Origin of the sequence: Amycolatopsis sp. NBRC 101858, from assembly GCF_030269325.1 — a bacterium.
In the GTDB taxonomy this organism is placed as follows: Bacteria; Actinomycetota; Actinomycetes; order Mycobacteriales; family Pseudonocardiaceae; genus Amycolatopsis; species Amycolatopsis ponsaeliensis.
This window is the reverse complement of record NZ_BSTD01000005.1, coordinates 617,953-634,787: the sequence shown is the minus strand read 5'-3', so window position 1 is coordinate 634,787 and position 16,835 is coordinate 617,953. Positions and strand designations below refer to the sequence as shown.

15 protein-coding genes are annotated in these 16,835 nt (G+C 69.6%); 6 read left to right on the top strand and 9 right to left on the bottom strand.

All coding sequences use genetic code 11. The annotated features are described in order from the left end of the window. From QSK39_RS37160 to QSK39_RS37145, 4 genes are read right to left on the bottom strand one after another with little or no spacing between them, the layout of a single operon-like run. The gene (locus QSK39_RS37160) at nucleotides 1-843 is read right to left on the bottom strand and encodes a carbohydrate ABC transporter permease (protein WP_285482492.1); all 843 of its coding nucleotides are present in this window, start codon (nucleotides 841-843) and stop codon (nucleotides 1-3) included. Then, entirely contained in the window at nucleotides 840-1,772 is a 933-nt protein-coding gene (locus QSK39_RS37155) for a carbohydrate ABC transporter permease (RefSeq protein ID WP_284747982.1), read from the bottom strand. The genes QSK39_RS37160 and QSK39_RS37155 overlap by 4 nt, the downstream gene beginning before the upstream one ends. Beyond that, on the bottom strand, nucleotides 1,772-3,106 hold the full coding sequence (locus tag QSK39_RS37150; RefSeq protein ID WP_285482491.1) for an ABC transporter substrate-binding protein: 1,335 nt from the start codon (nucleotides 3,104-3,106) through the stop codon (nucleotides 1,772-1,774). The genes QSK39_RS37155 and QSK39_RS37150 overlap by 1 nt, the downstream gene beginning before the upstream one ends. After that, on the bottom strand, nucleotides 3,099-4,103 hold the full coding sequence (locus QSK39_RS37145; RefSeq protein ID WP_285482490.1) for a zinc-dependent alcohol dehydrogenase family protein: 1,005 nt from the start codon (nucleotides 4,101-4,103) through the stop codon (nucleotides 3,099-3,101). The genes QSK39_RS37150 and QSK39_RS37145 overlap by 8 nt, the downstream gene beginning before the upstream one ends. Nucleotides 4,104-4,231: 128 nt before the next feature. Between QSK39_RS37145 and QSK39_RS37140 the strand changes: the two genes are divergently transcribed. Then, nucleotides 4,232-5,212, top strand: a complete 981-nt coding sequence (locus tag QSK39_RS37140; RefSeq protein ID WP_285482489.1) for a sugar-binding transcriptional regulator — start codon at nucleotides 4,232-4,234, stop codon at nucleotides 5,210-5,212. 129 nt (nucleotides 5,213-5,341) lie between these two features. Then, nucleotides 5,342-5,992, top strand: coding sequence for a hypothetical protein (locus tag QSK39_RS37135; RefSeq protein WP_285482488.1), 651 nt, complete (start codon nucleotides 5,342-5,344; stop codon nucleotides 5,990-5,992). Here the strand turns inward: QSK39_RS37135 and QSK39_RS37130 are convergent. After that, a complete protein-coding gene (locus tag QSK39_RS37130) occupies nucleotides 5,883-6,206 on the bottom strand; it encodes a winged helix-turn-helix transcriptional regulator (protein WP_285482487.1) in 324 nt (107 codons plus the stop codon). The genes QSK39_RS37135 and QSK39_RS37130 overlap by 110 nt on opposite strands. Before the next feature lie 68 nt (nucleotides 6,207-6,274). Here QSK39_RS37130 and QSK39_RS37125 point away from each other — a divergent pair, with 68 nt between their 5' ends. Both QSK39_RS37125 and QSK39_RS37120 read left to right on the top strand, forming a co-directional pair. Continuing rightward, nucleotides 6,275-6,862, top strand: coding sequence for an NADPH-dependent F420 reductase (locus tag QSK39_RS37125; protein WP_285482486.1), 588 nt, complete (start codon nucleotides 6,275-6,277; stop codon nucleotides 6,860-6,862). A gap of 10 nt (nucleotides 6,863-6,872) precedes the next feature. Further along, nucleotides 6,873-7,613 (top strand): suppressor of fused domain protein, encoded by a 741-nt coding sequence (locus QSK39_RS37120; RefSeq protein ID WP_285482485.1) that lies wholly within the window; start codon nucleotides 6,873-6,875, stop codon nucleotides 7,611-7,613. Here QSK39_RS37120 and QSK39_RS37115 read toward each other — a convergent pair. Together QSK39_RS37115 and QSK39_RS37110 are read right to left on the bottom strand one after the other, a co-directional pair. Next, on the bottom strand, nucleotides 7,576-8,691 hold the full coding sequence (locus QSK39_RS37115; RefSeq protein ID WP_285482484.1) for a C45 family autoproteolytic acyltransferase/hydrolase: 1,116 nt from the start codon (nucleotides 8,689-8,691) through the stop codon (nucleotides 7,576-7,578). The genes QSK39_RS37120 and QSK39_RS37115 overlap by 38 nt on opposite strands. A 38-nt stretch (nucleotides 8,692-8,729) precedes the next feature. Continuing rightward, complete coding sequence (locus QSK39_RS37110; RefSeq protein ID WP_285482483.1) at nucleotides 8,730-11,234, bottom strand: DEAD/DEAH box helicase; 2,505 nt, start codon at nucleotides 11,232-11,234, stop codon at nucleotides 8,730-8,732. Between the two features lie 151 nt (nucleotides 11,235-11,385). Here QSK39_RS37110 and QSK39_RS37105 point away from each other — a divergent pair, with 151 nt between their 5' ends. After that, nucleotides 11,386-12,651, top strand: a complete 1,266-nt coding sequence (locus tag QSK39_RS37105; RefSeq protein ID WP_285482482.1) for a SatS C-terminal domain-containing protein — start codon at nucleotides 11,386-11,388, stop codon at nucleotides 12,649-12,651. A 363-nt stretch (nucleotides 12,652-13,014) separates the two neighbouring features. On the opposite strand, the gene QSK39_RS37100 is transcribed toward QSK39_RS37105, so the two are convergent. Then, on the bottom strand, nucleotides 13,015-14,220 hold the full coding sequence (locus QSK39_RS37100) for an MFS transporter (protein WP_285482854.1): 1,206 nt from the start codon (nucleotides 14,218-14,220) through the stop codon (nucleotides 13,015-13,017). Between the two features lie 91 nt (nucleotides 14,221-14,311). After that, nucleotides 14,312-15,406, bottom strand: a complete 1,095-nt coding sequence (locus tag QSK39_RS37095; RefSeq protein ID WP_285482481.1) for an adenosine deaminase — start codon at nucleotides 15,404-15,406, stop codon at nucleotides 14,312-14,314. A 212-nt stretch (nucleotides 15,407-15,618) separates the two neighbouring features. On the opposite strand from QSK39_RS37095, the gene QSK39_RS37090 reads away from it, so the two are divergent. After that, complete coding sequence (locus QSK39_RS37090) at nucleotides 15,619-16,743, top strand: coiled-coil domain-containing protein (protein ID WP_285482480.1); 1,125 nt, start codon at nucleotides 15,619-15,621, stop codon at nucleotides 16,741-16,743. Nucleotides 16,744-16,835: the final 92 nt, after the last annotated feature.

Sequence of the window (16,835 nt, the reverse complement as noted above, 5' to 3'; positions counted from 1 at the left end):
CTACTTCACCGCTCCCATCGACAGGCCCCGGACGAGGTGGTTCTGCGCGATCCAGCCGACGATCATCACCGGCAGCGAAGCCAGCAGCGCGGCGGCGGAAAGCTGGGCCCAGTACAGGCCCTCACTGGTGATGAACCCGACGAGGAACACCGGCACGGTGCCGGCGCGCGCCGCCGTCAGGTTGACCGCGTAGAAGAACTCGGTCCAGGAGAAGATGACGCAGATCAGCGCGGTCGCCGCGATCCCGGGTGCGACCACCGGCATGATGATCTTGCGCAGCAACGTCGGCAGGTTCGCGCCGTCGATCCGGCCCGCCTCGATCATCTCGTGCGGCACTTCCAGGAAGAACGACCGCATCATCCAGATGGCCAGCGGCAGGTTCATCGACGTGTAGAGGATGACCAGCGCCCACACCGTGTCCAGCAGCTCGGTGTTCTGGGAGATGATGTACAGCGGGATGATCGCCGCGACGATCGGCAGCATCTTCGTCGAGAGGAAGAAGCCCAGCGCGTTCGACGTGCCCTTGACCGGCGCCAGCGACAGCGCGTACGCCGCCGGGACGCCGAAGAGCAGCACCAGGATCGTCGAGAGGATCGTGACGAACGCCGAGTTGGAGACGTACGGCAGGAACCCGCCGTTCAGGACGTTCGCGATCTGGTCGAACGTCGGGCTGAACAGCAGCTTCGGCGGGTCGGTGTAGGCGTCCGCTTCCTGCTTGAACGCCGTGAGGATCATCCACAGCAGCGGGAAGACGAACAGGATCGCGAGCACCCAGGTCGCCAGGGTCAGCGAGCCCTTGCCGTACTGCTTCTTGCGGGGACGTCCCGCGACGGCCGTGGTCATTTGATCCCTCCGCTCACGGAGAAGGTGCGGAACATCAAGCGCAGCGCGAAGGTCGCGACGATCATCGTCAGGATCACGACGATGACACCCATCGCCGACGACTGGCCGACGTCGAAGCCTTCGAACGCGCGCTGGTAGATGTAGTACGGCAGGTTCGTGCTGGCCGTGCCCGGCCCGCCCTGGGTCATCAGGAAGATGGCGTCGAAGCTGTTCACGATGTAGATCGCGCCCAGCAGCGTCGCCAGCTGCAGGAACCGGGACAGGTGCGGCAGGGTGATCGAGCCGAACGTGCGCCACCGGCTCGCGCCGTCCACGGAGGCCGCTTCCAGCACCTCCTTGGACTGGCTCTGCAGGCCGGCCAGGATCAGCAGCATCATGAACGGCGTCCACTGCCACACGATCTGCGCCATCACCGAGGCCAGCGGGAACTCCGACAGCCAGTCGGTGTCGGTGCCGAAGACGAAGTGCAGCAACCCGTAGGTCGGGTCGAACACCGTCGTCTTCCACAGCAGCGCGCCCGCCGCGGGCAGGATCAGGAACGGCGTGATCAGCAGCGTGCGGACGACACCGCGGCCGAAGAACTTCCGGTCGAGCAGGATCGCCAGGCCGAGGCCCAGCAGCAGCGCGACCAGCACGCACACCACGGTCAGCAGCACCGTGTTGAGGAGCGCGACCAGGAACGTCGTGTCACTGAAGACGTCGATGTAGTTGTCCAGGCCGACGAAGTGCCGCGAACCCGGCCGGACCAGGTTCCACGACTGGAACGAGTAGAACACGGTGAGCAGGAACGGCAACTGCGTCACGGCGATGACGAAGATCAACGCCGGCAGCAGCGGCAGCCGCCGCTTGGCCGCGGTGCTCAGGCCTTTCTTTTCCTCGGCCTTCGCGTGGGAGTGGGAGGTGGGGGTATCTACCGACAGCGTGGACATCACTGCACCGCCTTGTAGGAGTCGCCCACTGTCTGGGCGTAGTCCTGGGACTGCTTCAGGGCGTCGTCTACCGATTCGCGGCCGGCGATCGCGGCCGACAGCTGCTGGCTCACCCGGGTGCCCAGGTCCTGGAACTCGGGGATGCCGACGAACTGGATGCCGGGGTAGGGCACCGGGTTCGCCATGGCCTTCTGCTGGTTCGCGTCCGCGATACCGTCCAAAGTGGGCTTCGCGTAGGCCTGCGCGGCCTTGGCGTAGTCGGGGATGTCGTAAGTGGACTGACGCACCCCCGGCGGGACGCGGTTCCAGCCGTAAGTCGCGCCGACCTTCTGCACGTACGCCTTGTCGGTCATCCAGGCCATGAACTTCCAGGCCGCGTCCTTGTCCTTGGCGACCTTGGGGATGCCGAGCGCCCAGGTGTAGAGCCAGCCGCTGGCCTGGGTCTTGACGACCGGCGCCGGCGCGTACCCGGACTTGCCGACGATCTTGCTGCTCGACGGGTCCTCGTTGGTGCCCGCCATGACCGTCGCGTCGTACCACATCGCCGCGTTGCCCTGCGTGTAGCGCGTGCCGCACTCGGAGAACCCTGCGCTGGACGCGCCGACCTCGCCGTGCTCGCGGATCAGGTTGACGTAGAAGTTCGCGGCTTCCTTGAACTCCGGCGACGTCAGCTTGGCGTTCCAGTCCTTGTCGAACCACTGGGCGCCGAAGGTGTTGGCCACCGTGGTGAACGGCGCGAGGCTCTCGCCCCAGCCGGGCTTGCCGCGCAGGCAGATGCCCGAGACGCCGGCGGCCTTGTCGTCGAGCTTCGCCGCGTACTCGGCGATCTGCTGCCAGGTCGGCTTGGCCGGCATGGTGATCCCGGCCTTCTCGAAGAGGTCCTTGCGGTAGGCCAGGAACGACGACTCGCCGTAGAACGGCACCGCGTACATCTGGTTCTGGTACGACAGCGACTGCTTGATGCTGGGGATGAAGTCGCCTTCGTCGTAGCCCGGGGTGGCCGCCATGTGCGGTTCGAGGTTCTCGAGCCAGCCGTTGGCCGCCCACTGCGGGGCCTCGTAGTTGCTGATCATCACGACGTCGAACTCGCCGCCCTCGGTGGCCGTCGACGCGGTGATCTTGGCGCGGGCCTGGTTCTCCGGCAGCGAGACGAACTTGAGGTTGATCCCCGTCGCCTTCTCGAACTCCGGGGCGAGGGAGATCGCGTCCTTCATCTGCGGGTTGGACACGATCGCGATGACGAGAGTGCTCCCGCCGGTGCCGACCGAGCCGGCCCCGGCGCACCCGGTGACCAGCAGCGACGTCGCGGCGAGGAGGGTGAGCAGCTTACGCACGGCTACCTCCCGGAAGTACCTGCACCTTGAGGCCCGAGCCGCTGCGCATCTTGGCGAGCGCCTCGGGGTACTGCTCCAGCGGCAACGTGTCCGTGAGCAGCGAATCGGTGTCGATCGCACCGGACGCGACGAGGTCGAGCGCGGTGCCGAAGCTGTGCAGCACGGCCATCGAGCCGACGATGGTGATTTCGTCGTTGTAGATGCGGAACGGCGAAAGCGCGACGCGGGCTTCGGCCGGGGCGACGCCGAAGACGAGCAGCCGGCCGCCGCGGCGGATCGAGTCGAACGCGGCTTCGATGGCGGGGGCGGCGCCGGTGGCGTCGACGGCGACGTCGAACTTCTCGCCGTTCAGGTCGCTGACGTCCTTCGCGGTGGCGACGGCGCCGAGGCTTTTCGCCCGTGGCAACCGGGCTTCGTTGCGGTCGACCACCGTGACCTGCGCGCCGGAGCGCTGCAGCAGCTGCTGCATGATCAGGCCCATGGTGCCGGCGCCGACCACGAGGAAGCGCTCTCCGGCTTCGACGCCGACGCGGCGCACGCCGTGCACCGCGCAGGAGACGGGCTCGACCAGCGCGCCCTGCTCCCAGGTCATCGAGTCGGGCATGCGGTAGCAGGTGGACGACGGGACGGCGACGTACTCGGCGAAGGCGCCGTTGACGGTGTCGCCGGTGGCACCCCAGTTCGCGCAGAGGTTGCCGTGGCCGGCGCGGCACGGGCCGCAGTAGCCGCAGAACAGCGACGGGTCGACGGCGACGCGGTCGCCGATCTTCCACTCGCCCGGCACGTCCGCGCCGAGCTCGACGATCTCCCCGGCGAACTCGTGCCCGGGGACGATGGGATACGGCGTGGGCGGGAAGTGCCCGTCGGCGATGTGCAGGTCGGTCCCGCAGATCCCGCACGCTCCGACCTTGACGACGACCTGACGTTCCCCGGGTTTCGGATCGGGCACCTCGCCGACCCTGATCTCACCGGGCCGGTCGACGATGGCGGCACGCATGCCTAGCCCCTTCCTCGCGCTCATATGAGCGGCGTTGACCTATGGCGTCGAGAACATGTGAAGGCATTACAGGACTGACCTCGGTGTTACGTCAACCTTTCCGGCAGATTTCGGGCTATAGTGCTCATATGAGCGCGTCCAAGAAGCAGTCGTCGCTGACTGAAGCGATCCTGCTGGCCACCATCGCCCGGCGCTTCTACGTGCAGGGACGCTCCAAGCTGGAGATCGCGGACGAGTTCGGCGTCAGCCGCTTCAAAGTCGCGCGCATGCTCGACACGGCCCGGGAGTCCGGCCTGGTCAGAGTCGAGTTCTCGCTGCCCGCGCCGGTCGACCTGGCGCTGTCCGACGAGGTCCGTTCGGCGTACGGGCTGGAGCGAGCCCTGGTGCTCGAACGCTCAACCGAGCGCGAGCCGAGGGAGGTCGTCCGGGCCAAGATCGGGACCCTGTCGGCCCGGCTGCTGGAGGAGATCGCGACCCCTTCGGACGTCATCGGGCTGTCCTGGGCGCGGTCGGTGAACGCGATGACCGAGGCGATCCGGGCGCTGCCGCGGTGCCCGATCGTCCAGCTGTGCGGGGTGCAGGCGGGGATGGACATGCGCGGCCGTTCGGTGGAGACGGTCAGCCGCGTGACCTCGGTGTCCGGCGGCGATGCGTACCCGATCTTCGGCCCGCTGGTGCTGCCGGACCGCCGGACGACGGAAACGCTGCGGCGCCAGCCGGGCATCGCGGAGACGTTCGGGCAGTTCCGCAACCTGACGAAGGCGGTGGTCAGCATCGGCGCGTGGCAGCCGGGCGAGTCGACGGTGTACGACGCGCTGGACGAGGCCGAGCGAGCGGCGATCGCGGCCCGCGGCGCCACGGCGGAGGTCGCGGCCCGGCTGTTCGACGCTTCCGGGAACGCTTTGTCGACCGGGCTGGCCCACCACGTGCTGGCGATCAGCCACGAAGAGCTGACGGCGGTGCCGGAGGTGATCGCTTTGGGCTACAGCCGGCCGAAGGCGGCGGCGGTGGACGCGGTGCTGCGGTCGGGCATGGTCACCACGCTGATCACGGACGCCGCGGCAGCGGTCCCGCTCCTGGCCTTGGCCGCCAAGAACCCGCCGCGCTGATACTCCCGCCGGAGTACCTTTCCGCGGACTTCGTACCCCGGCGGGTGCAGAGCGCGCGGCGCCGGGTCGGGGGCGAAACCCGGGTCGCGCCCGATGTGCGCTCGCGACCGCTCGGCGAGCCTTGAGCGGGTGAAGACTTCCCCACGCTGGCGCCAAGCCGTCGTCTGGCTGCACGTCGTCTCGTCCGTCGCCTGGATGAGCCAGGCCCTCGCCCTCGTCGTGCTGATGTCGGCCGGCGTGCCCTCGATGGCCGACCGGCTCGACTCCGTCCTGCTCGCCCCCATGGCCAACGTCTCCGCGTTCACCGGCCTCGTCCTCGCCGGCGCGACCGCGTGGGGCTACTTCCGGCACTGGTGGGTGCTCACGAAGTTCGCCCTGACGTTCATCCAGCTCTACGCCGGGATCTTCCTGCTCTCCCCCGCGCTGCGCGACTCCGCGGACACCGGCGCCGTCAGCTGGGTACAGATCGCCGGAGCGTCGCTGATGGCGAGCGCGCTCTCGTTCCAGGCGTGGCTCTCGATCGCGAAGCCGGGTCGCAAGACGCCTTGGTCCCCCGCCGCGAAGCCGCCGACGGCACCGACCTGGGTGTTCGTCGCCGGGGTCGCCGCGCCCGCGTTCGACGTCGTCGCCGGGATCCTCGCCGGCTATCCGCTGCCCGCGTTGTCGCTGGTCACGCTGATCGTGCTCGGTCTTGAGCGGCGACGACGGCGTCGCCGTGCTCAGCCGCCCAGCGCCCGAAGCCTTCGATCGGCGCCAGCAGCGTCTCCCCCAAGGGCGTAAGCGCGTACGCGCCTTCGCGACGCTCGACGAGACCGTCGAACTCCAGGCGCCGCAAGGCTTCCGTGAGCACCTTCGCGCTGATTCCGCCGATCGTGCGCCGGAGGTCGACGTGCCGGCGCGGGCCGTGGCGCAGCGCCCACACCACGACCGGGTGCCACGTGTTGGCGACCAGGTCGAACGCGAGCCGCGTCCGGCAGTCGGCGAGGAAGTCCATGGTTACCGTTCGGTTCCTTCCCGGGTTCCTACCGTCGTGCTGGTACCAGCCAAGCACAAGGAGGACGCATGCGGATCGGGATCTTCGGCACGGGCGGGATGGCGGACGCGCTCGGCACGCACTGGGCCCGCGCCGGCCACGAACTGCTGGTGAGCGGCCGCCGCCCCGACGTACTGGCGAAGCAGCTGGGCGCGCGAAGCGGAACCTGGCGCGAAGTGGCTTCACAGGCCGAAGTGCTGCTGCTCGCGCTCCCCGCCGACGCCGTCTTCGAGGTCCTCGCCGAGGCGGGCCCGCTGACCGGCAAGGTCCTGGTCGACTGCACCAACCAGCCGGGCCCGGACGGCGGTCTCCCGCCGGGCACCGCGGTCGCGGCCCGCATCGCGGCCGCGGCGCCGGACGCGCACGTCGTCAAGGCGTTCAACCTGGCCCACGTCGACATCTGGCGCACCCCGCCCCGGTCGCTCACGGTTCCGCTCTGCGGCGACGACCCGGCGGCGCTGGACGTGGTCCGCACGCTGGTCCGCGACGTCGGCTGCAAACCGGTCCTCGGCGGCGGTCTCGACCGCGCGGCGCTGCTGGAGGCGACGGCGGCGTTCGTCATCGGCCTGTGGTTCGCCGGCGAGGACGCCCGCGCGATCCTGGCGCCGGCCGGGTGAGAATGGCCCGGTGGGACTGATCGAGCACCTCGAAGCCCGGCTGGGCGCGCTCACCGGCGGCTGGAAACGCGACGGCTTCCAGGTCGGCGCGTACGCCGGCGCGTTCGGCGCGAAGTGGTTCGCGACCGCCGGGCTGAGCCGGCACCCGCTGCATTCGCGCACGTCAGGGCGGCACCTGCGGCAGGAGCTGATCGTGGGCAGCTACCCGAGCGGGCCCACGGAGGGGCTGCCGCACCTGCTGGGCCAGGTCGCGGGCGAACTGCTCGCGTCCGGGCAGGCACTGCTGCGTGGCGACGTCCTCGGCCCGCGCGGACCGTTCGCGCCGGGCAGCGCGATGGAAGCGCTGTACGCGTCGAGCCCCAGCTACTTCGACGACGAGTTCGCGGTCGCCGAAGTCGACGACGGCGCCCGGGCGGCGATCGTCTGGCTGGTCCCGATCTCGGCCGTGCGAAGCGGCGTACGTCGCTTCGCACGGCTGGAACGCGTTCGAAGACGAACTGGTCCGGCACGACCCGGATCTGCTGGACGTGGGCCGCGCCGGACTCCCGGTGTGCTGACCCGTCAGAGGCCGTATTCGATGGCGGTCGCGTCGGTGCCGTACTCGACCGCGGTGGGCGCCAGCGCGTACTCCACCATCGAGGCGGCCGACGCGGCCGGCGCCAGGCCCACGACCACCGCGGCGGCGACGAAGATCCCGGCCAGCAAACGCTTCATCATGGTCCCTCCCAGGTTGGGCGAACCTCCACGCTAACCCCGGAACCGCCCGGAGCGGTTGCGCCATTGAGCGCACCCACTGCGTCCACGTCGCCCGAGGCCAGGTCCGCCACCCGGGCGTGCAGGGGCGCTCCGCCGCGGGGCACCACCGTCACCGTCCCGTCGGCCAGATCCGTCACCACCGTGCTCAACGTCATCAGCGGGTCGCCGCCGGCCGCGCTGCGGTACACCTCGCCCGTCAACGCCGAGACCAGCCACTTCGCGTCCGGCGCGGCCGGGGCCAGGTGCGCGCACACCTCCGCGCGGGCCAGGCTCTCCTCCGGCGCGACGTCCCACTGCGGCGACAGCTGGCGGAAGTGGTTGGTGTGCCACGAAAGCCCACTGCCCACAGTGGTCACCGCGGTCTCGCTCCCGGCCTTCTCGACCACCGTCACCGCGGGCGAGCCGACCTGCCCCATCGTGTACGCGAACCCGCCCGCCGACGGACGGGAACGCAGCACCGACACCGCTTCCGCCACGGAAGACGCGCGCTGAGCCGTGCGCGCCACGAAGTGCCGTCCGGCGCACGGCGAAGGCGTCACCACGCTCACGCTGTCGATCCCCCACACCAGGCCGTGCGTGGTCAGCGTGACCGTGTTGGCGGGCAGGAAACCCGGGTACCACCAGACGCACACGCCGGGCTCGCCGTCGATCAGCAGGGTCAGGAGCCGCCCGATGCCGTCGAACACCGGGGCGCCGTCCTCGTTGTGGCCCAGCAGCGAGGGCGAACCCACCCACGCCAGGTCCGTGCAGCCGGTGCCGTCGCCCGCGCCGAGGTCGCCGCGCAGGTTGGCCAGCAGCAGGTCGTCGAACGGCACCCCGGCCCCCGCCGCCAGCGCCATCAGCTCGGCGTACGCGTCCGGGTGCTCGACCTGCGACGCCGATTCGACCGCCCGGAACAGCACCGGCGACCGCCGCGCCCGCTCGGCGAGCGGCCAGGACGGCAGTCCCGCCAGGACGGTCCGGATATCGCCGGCAGCGTACGAGCCCAGCGCCCGGAAAGCGGCTTCCCGGGACCCGCTGACGACCGTCCAGCGCACGTCGCCGATCCGGTGCTCCCGCACTGTCGCCACCATGTGATCACGATGACTGAGCAGTCAGGAAATCGCAACGGCTAGTGCGCGCCCACCTCGGTCACCCGGACCACGGCTGCGCCAGCCTCGTCGGACGCCGCCAGGTCGACCTCCGCGCTGATGCCCCAGTCGTGGTCGCCCGCCGGGTCGTCGAAGATCTGGCGCACCTTCCAGACGTCCGGCTGCTGCTCGATCATCAGCAGCGCCGGGCCGCGCGCGTCCGGGCCGGTGCCGAGCGTCTCGTACTCCTCGAAGTAGTCCTCGATCGCGTCTTCCCACGCGTCGGCGTTCCACCCGGACGCCGCGTCCAGCTCGCCGAGCACGTTCCACGCCCGGCGCCCGAACAGCTCGACCCGGCGGAACAGCTCGTTGCGCACCAGCACCCGGAACGCGCGCTCGTTGCGCGTGACGGCCGGCGGCAGCTCCGGCGGCCGGTGCGACACCGGCCCTTCCTCCGTCGGGTGGCGCAGCGCTTCCCACTCGTCCAGGAGACTCGAGTCGACCTGCCGGACGAGCTCGCCGAGCCATTCGATGAGGTCCTGCAGGGGCTCGGTCTTGGCCTCGTCCGGCACCGTGTGGCGCAGCGCGTCGTAGACGTCCGCGAGGTAACGCAGCACCAGGCCTTCCGACCGGGCGAGCTGGTAGAAGCCGATGTACTCGACGAAGTTCATCGCGCGCTCGTACATGTCGCGCACGACGGACTTGGGCGACAGCTCGTAGTCGTCGACCCACGGGTGACCCTGCCGGTAGCTGTGGAACGCGCCCTGCAGCAGCTCTTCGAGGGGCTTCGGGTACGAGACGTTCTCGAGCAGCTCCATCCGCTCGTCGTACTCGATGCCCTCGGCCTTCATGGCGTTCACGGCCTCGCCGCGCGCCTTGAACTGCTGCTGCGACAGCACCGGCCGCGGGTTGTCCACAGTGGATTCCACAGTGGACACGACGTCGAGCGGGTAGCTCGGCGACTCCAGCTCGAACAGGTCGATCGCGGCCAGCGCGAACGGCGAAAGCGGCTGGTTGAGCGCGAAGTCGAACTGCAGGTCGACGGTGAGCCGGATGATCCGGCCCTGCTCGTCCGGTTCGGACAGCCGCTCGACGACCCCGGCGGCGAGCAGCGCGCGGTAGATGGCGATGGCGCGCAGGATGAGCTTGCGCTGCGACGCGCGGTCCTCGTGGTTGTCCTCCAGCAGGTGGCGCATGGAGTCGAACGCGTTGCCCGGCCGCGAAATCACGTTGAGCAGCATCGAGTGCGTGACCTTGAAGCTGGACGTCAGCGGCTCGGGCTCGGCCGCGATCAGCCGGTCGAACGTGCTCTCGGTCCAGTTGACGAAGCCCTCCGGCGCCTTCTTCCGGACGATCTTCTTTTTCTTCTTCGGGTCGTCGCCCGCCTTCTCCAGGGCCTTCGCGTTCTCGACGACGTGGTCGGGCGCCTGCACGACGACGTAGCCGTCGGTGTCGTACCCCGCGCGCCCGGCGCGGCCGGCGATCTGGTGGAACTCGCGCGCCTTCAGGTGGCGCTGGCGGACGCCGTCGTACTTGGTCAGCGCGGAGAAGACCACCGTCCTGATCGGCACGTTGATGCCGACGCCGAGCGTGTCCGTCCCGCAGATCACCTTCAGCAGCCCCGACTGGGCCAAGGTCTCGACCAATCGGCGGTACTTCGGCAGCATCCCGGCGTGGTGGACGCCGATGCCGTGGCGGACCAGCCGCGAGAGCGTCTTGCCGAAGCCGGCGGAGAACCGGAAGTCGCCGAGCAGGTCGGCGATCGCCTCCTTCTCGGCCTTGGTCGTGACGTTGATGCTCATCAGCGTCTGCGCCCGCTCGATCGCCGCGGCCTGCGAGAAGTGCACGACGTAGACCGGCGCCTGGCCGCCGTTGAGCAGCTCGGACATGGTCTCGTGCAGCGGGGTGAGCGCGTACCGGAAGGTCAGCGGCACCGGGCGCTGCACCGACGTGACGACGGCGGTCGGCTTGCCGGTGCGGCGGGTGAGGTCCTTTTCGAAGAAGGACACGTCGCCCAAGGTCGCCGACATCAGGACGAACTGGGCCTTGGGCAGTTCGAGGATCGGGACCTGCCACGCCCAGCCGCGGTCGGGCTCGGAGTAGAAGTGGAACTCGTCGGCCACGACCTGCCCGACGGGCGCCTCGGCACCGAACCGCAACGCGATGTTCGCCAGGATTTCGGCCGTGCAGCAGATGATCGGCGCGTCCGGGTTGACGCTGGAGTCGCCGGTCATCATCCCGACGTTGTCGGCGCCGAAGATCTCGATGAGCTGGAAGAACTTCTCCGACACGAGGGCTTTGATGGGCGCGGTGTAGTAGCTGCGGCGGCCCTGGGCGAGCGCGGTGAAGTGCGCGCCGACGGCGACGAGGCTCTTCCCGGAGCCGGTCGGCGTCGAGAGGATGACGTTCGATCCGGAGACGACCTCCATCACCGCCTCCTCCTGCGCCGGGTACAGCTCGATGCCCCGATCGGCCGTCCAGGTCGTGAACGCTTCGAAGAGGGCGTCGGGGTCGGGATCCGCAGGCAGGAGGTCTGTGAGAGTCATCAGGCGTCCATCGTGCCATCCGCTCGTCGCAAAGTCGGCAGGGGCAATCGCGTCGCGCGTGGTAAACCCGTAGGCTTCGCGGTACCGCGCGTCGATCGGGTGATCCTTCCGGTCACGCGCGCACACGGGCGGTACTCCGGAGGGCTAAGGAATGGCACAGGACATCATCCCGATCGAACTCGGGCTGCCGCAGGGCGACGTCGTCACCCTGTGGGCCCCGCGCTGGCGGGAAGACGGCGAGGAGTGGGAAGCGTTCCTCGGCGACGAGGACGACCTGTACGCCTTCCCGGACGCCGCACACCTGGCCGCCTTCGTCCGCACGTCCGAGCGCCACGACCTGCTGGACCACCCGGCCTGGGACGCCGTGCCGTCGCTGAACGTGCCCGAGCTGATCCCGGACGAGGACCACACGTACGACCTCGTCGGCGTCCCGGAGCTCGTCGCCGAGGAGCCGGACGTCTGGCACATCGCGGAGCTGGCCGAGATCGTCGGCATCGTGCGTTCGCTCGCCGACGTCTGCGACCTCGAAGAGGTGCACGAGATCCTCGACTCGACCGAGGGCTTCTCGCTGCTCGACCAGGGCACGCTCCCGTTCACCGGGAGTGTCGGCGTGCAGGTGTGGAACGACCTGTCCGAGACGGTGTCGCAGAAGTGGGACACCGTGCTCGACGCGATCGACGGCCTGGTGACCGCGCCGGACGTCGACGAGAAGGTGCTGGAGCAGACGGCCGAGGAGCTGGCGGCGTTCCACGAGGAGTCCGCCGAGGCCGAGGCCGGCGCCGAGGGTGAAGAGGACCTCGAGGCGATCGACTCCGCTTCCGATTCGGACGAGGACGACGAAGAAGAGGACGAGGGCCCGGTCGGCTTCTGGGCCGAGGTCGGCATCGACCCGATCAAGATCATCACGTCCGGCGCGGAGTACTACACGCTGCGCTGCTACCTCGACGACGCGCCGGTGTTCCTCGGCAGCGAGGGCGAGATCGACGTGTTCACGTCGGAGAAGGCCCTCGCGCGGGCCCTGGCCGACGGCAAGGACCTGGCCGACACCGACCTCGCGGACGTGTCCACGTGGGACGAGGTCCTGGCGAAGGCGACGGCGGGCGAGCTCGAGGTCGAGGTCGACACCGAGAACACGTACGTGCTGACGGGCCTGGACGCGGACATCGCGGAGGGCCCGGAGGCGATCGACCCGACCCAGCTGGAGCTGGCGGTCGAGCTGATCTCGGACGCGGCGGACTGGGCGGGCGACGACTCGGCCGAGACGGCACTGGCGGGCAACGAAAGCCTGGGCTGGCTGGTGTCGTTCGTCCTGCGCCCGGACCCGACGCGCCTCGAGCCGTCGGCGCCGTTCGACGCCGAGCAGAGCGCGTGGCGCAAGCTCGTCGAGGGGTTCGAGAACCGCCTGACGGTGGCTTGATCTTTTGGTCCGGCGAAGGCCGCCTCCCGACTCCGGGAGGCGGCCTTCGCCGTGTCGTCCCCCCAATCACGCGAGTCGACTGCTCAATCACGCGAGTCGACCCTCCAGGCACGCGAACCGACTCTCTGGGTACGCGAGATGCCCTTCCAGACACGCGTGATGCCCCTGCGATCACGCGTGAAGCCTCTCGCCGCTCGTACCCGGAGGGTCGGCTCACGTACCCAGGCGGTCGGTTCGCGTACCCGGAGGGTCGGCTCACGTACCCAGGCGGTCGGTTCGCGTACCCAGAGGGTCGGCTCGCGTACCCAGCCGGGCATCACGCGTGATTGGAGGGTCGACTCGCGTGATTGGGGGGTCGACACGTCAGTCGTGGGGTTCGGCGCGGACCGGGACCACCAGGACCGCCAGGGCCGGGAACACCGCTGCCACGCAGAACGCCAGTGCGTACCTGCTGTCGCCGATCACCAGGCCCAGCAGGGGCGGGGTCAGCGAGGCCGCGATGTTCTGGCCCGTGTTCTGCGTCCCCATCGCGCGGCCCGACCACGCCAGGCCCGCCAGCTCCGCCGACGCCGTGAAACCCAGGCCGTTGTCGGCCACCGTGATGATCCCCGCCAGGGCCAGCGCCAGCAGCACCACCCACGGCCAAGAAGCGTCGCCGAGGGCCACCAGCAGCATGACGAAGCAGCTCAGCACCGCCAGCTGACGCATCGGGCGCAGTCGGCTGCCCACCCGATCCGACCACCAGCCCGACCCCAGCCGGCCCAACGCGCCCAGCACCTGGACCACCGCCAGGTACCAGCCCGCCGCCAAGGGGCTCCAGTGCTGCACCGCCACCAGGTACGCCGGCGCGAACGCCGACACCGCGAACTGCGGCACCACCAGCAACGCGCTCGCGCCGTGCACCCGCCACAGCGTCGCGTGCCGGTACGGCGACGGCGGCTTCTCGCCAGAAGCCGGCCGAGGCGGGCGCGGTGGGTCCGTCACCAGCCACGCCACCAGCAGCGCGACGACGATCGCCAGCCCGGCCGGCAGCAGCACCGCCGCGCGGAACCCGAAGTGCGCGGCCAGCGGCGGCAGCCCGAGCGCCGCGACGCCGACGCCGAGCGGCTGGGCCGTCTGGCGGATCCCCATCGCGACCCCGCGCTCGGACTTCGCGAACCAGCCCATCACGACGCGACCGCTCGCCGCGTTCACCGAAGCCGTACAGGCGCCGGCCGCCAGGAACACACCAAAGAGAAGCCCGACCGGGTGACTTCCGACCCCGGCGTACACCAGGAGTAACCCCGAGGCACCCAGCCCGAGCGCCATGATCAGACGCTCTCCGTAACGGTCCGCAGCCGCGCCCCACGCGATCAGGGTGAACAGCAGCCCGATGCTCGGCGCCGCGACGACCGTGCCGGCCTGGGCCAGCGTCAGCCCCTCCGCGTCCCGCATGACCGGGACCAGGAACGGGATCCCGTAGAGGAACGAGCAGCTCGCGGTCTGCGCGGCGAGACCGAGCGCGAGGATGAGCCACCGTCGTGAACTCGCCTGCACCCGTTCGACCGAACCGTCCGCGGCCTGCGCCATCTTCGCCACCGTCTCAATATCTGAGAACAACTTCCTATATGGTGAACGATAGTTGGCAAGGCTAAGGACCGCAACCACCTTGCGGAGCAGGTCAGCTCAGCGCGGCGTACCCGGGCTTGACGACGTCGTCGATCAGCGCGAGCCGGGCGTCGAAATCGATGAACGCGGATTTCATCGCGTTGATCGTGAACCACCGGAAGTCGTCGAGGCCATACCCGAAGGCCTCGTGCAGCGCGGCGAATTCGCTGGTCATCGTGCACCCGCTCATCAGCCGGTTGTCCGTGTTCACGGTCACCCGGAAGCGAAGCCGCTTGAGCAGGGCGAGCGGGTGCTCGCCGATCGAGCGCACCGTGCCTGTTTGGACGTTCGACGTCGGGCAGATCTCCAGCGGGATGCGGCGGTCACGGACATAGGCCGCCAACCGTCCAAGGTGGACCGTCCCGTCGGCGTCGGTCTTGATGTCCTCGACGATCCGCACGCCGTGCCCGAGCCGCTCGGCGCCGCAGTGCTGAATCGCCTCCCAAATGGACGGAAGTCCGAACGCTTCGCCCGCATGAATGGTGAAATGCGCATTGTTCTGGCGCAAATACTCGAAAGCGTCGAGATTGCGGGTCGGCGGGAATCCGTCCTCCGGTCCGGCGATGTCGAACCCGACCACGCCGGCGTCGCGGTAGCGGACGGCCAGGTTCGCGATCTCGAGGGCCCTGGCGTGCTGGCGCATCGCGCAGAGCAACGTCCCGACGCGGATCGAACCGCCGTTCGCGGCCACGCGCCGTGTGCCCTCCGTGAACCCCGCCTGGACGGCCTCGACCACCGTATCGAGTGACAGTCCGCGTTCGACGAACAACTCCGGTGCGTAGCGCACCTCGGCGTAGACGACGCCGTCGGCGGCCAGGTCCTCGACCGCTTCCGCGGCGACCCTGACCAGGGATTCCTCCGTTTGCATCACTCCGCAGGTGTGCGCGAAGGTCTCGAGGTAGGACACGAGTGAGCCGGAGTCCGCCGCACGGCGGAACCACGTGCCCAGCTCGGCCGGGTCGGTGGTGGGCAGACCGGCGTAGCCGGTGGCTTCGGCGAGCTCGGCGACCGTGGCCGGGCGGAGGCCGCCGTCGAGGTGGTCGTGCAGGAGGACCTTCGGCGCACGGCGGAGCGTCTCGCTGGTCAGAACAGGGCTTTCGTCAGGCATCCCCCAACGGTAACCTCGTTGTCATTCCCCTACATGGACGTAACTCTCAGGCTCCGGTCAACGCTCAGCGTTGACGATCATGCGACGAATCGGCCATCCGGGGGCAGCCTCCGTAATACGCGCTTCACGGGGGCCATACGCACAGCAATTTCGCAATCGTTAAGCTTCGTGGCACGTCCCTCCATTTCCCCGCCGACGAAGGACACACAGCAGTGACCACTGACAACCACATTGCCGCCCCGTCCTTCGACCGGATGCGCAACATGCTGGTGCGCGCGGCCGAAGTGCGTGAGAGCGAGCAGCAGCAGATCTTCGACGCGCTCGACGACATCTACGCCCGCCTCGCGCCGGTGGACTCGCTGGGCGCGGTCCGCAAGCGGCTGTCCGAGATGCCCGACCGCACCGAGGTCAGCGTCCTCGCCGAGCGCCTCGACGAGACGATGTCGCGGCTCGAGGCCCAGGACAACGCGATCGCCGCACTGACCCGTGCCGTCGAGAGCATCGTCGACAAGCTGGCCAAGCCGTTCGCGCAGCTCGACGGCCGGCTCGACGGCATGGCCGCCCGCTTCGAGGGCGTCGCGGGCCGGATGGACGGACTCGAGGACAAACTCCAGAACATCCACCGCCGGATCGACGAGGTCGGCAGCCACCTCGACAAGCAGGACGCGAAGCTCGACTCGATCCCGCAGTCGGTGCACGGCCCGGTCCGCGAGCGGATCGAGCAGGCCGAGGCGTCGCTGCGCGAGCGCGTCGACCACGCCGACCACGAGCTGCGGGGCAAGGTCGACGAGCTGAGCCGCACGACGCACGAGCGCATCGGCGAGCTGGACCGCGTCACCGGCGAGCGCATCGGCGCGAACACCGAGGCGCTCAAGACGGCGCTGACCGAGACCGGCGAGATGATCGACGCCTCGGACCGCCTGGAGAAGCTCGGCAACCGCCTCGAGACGGTCACCACCCGCCTCGACGAGCTGGCCGGCCGCCTCGACAAGGTAGAAGACGGCTTCCTCTCCGGCATCGGCGACCTCGACGGCGCGCTCAAGGCCGGGCTGTCCAAGGTCGAGGGCACGCTGTCCAAGCAGCCGGACACCGACTCGGTCGACACGCTGGTCCGCAAGAGCAACGACGAGAGCGTCCGCCGCATCGGCGGCCAGCTCGACGAGGCGATGGCGACGTTCGCGGAGCTGATGCTCGGCGGCGGCCCGGCCGTCCAGCAGATCGCCCCGCCCCCGCCGGCCCCGCGCCAGCCGCGGCGCAGCTCCCGCAACGGCCGCGCCCCGAAGCCGGCCGACGCCAAGGCCAAGCCGGGCGAAGGCGCGGAAGAAGCCACGGAGTAGGACTACGCGAAGAAGCCCCCGCCGGAACTTCCGGTGGGGGCTTCTTCATGCGTCAGACGTCACTCAGTCGGGTGATCATCATCGCGATGATC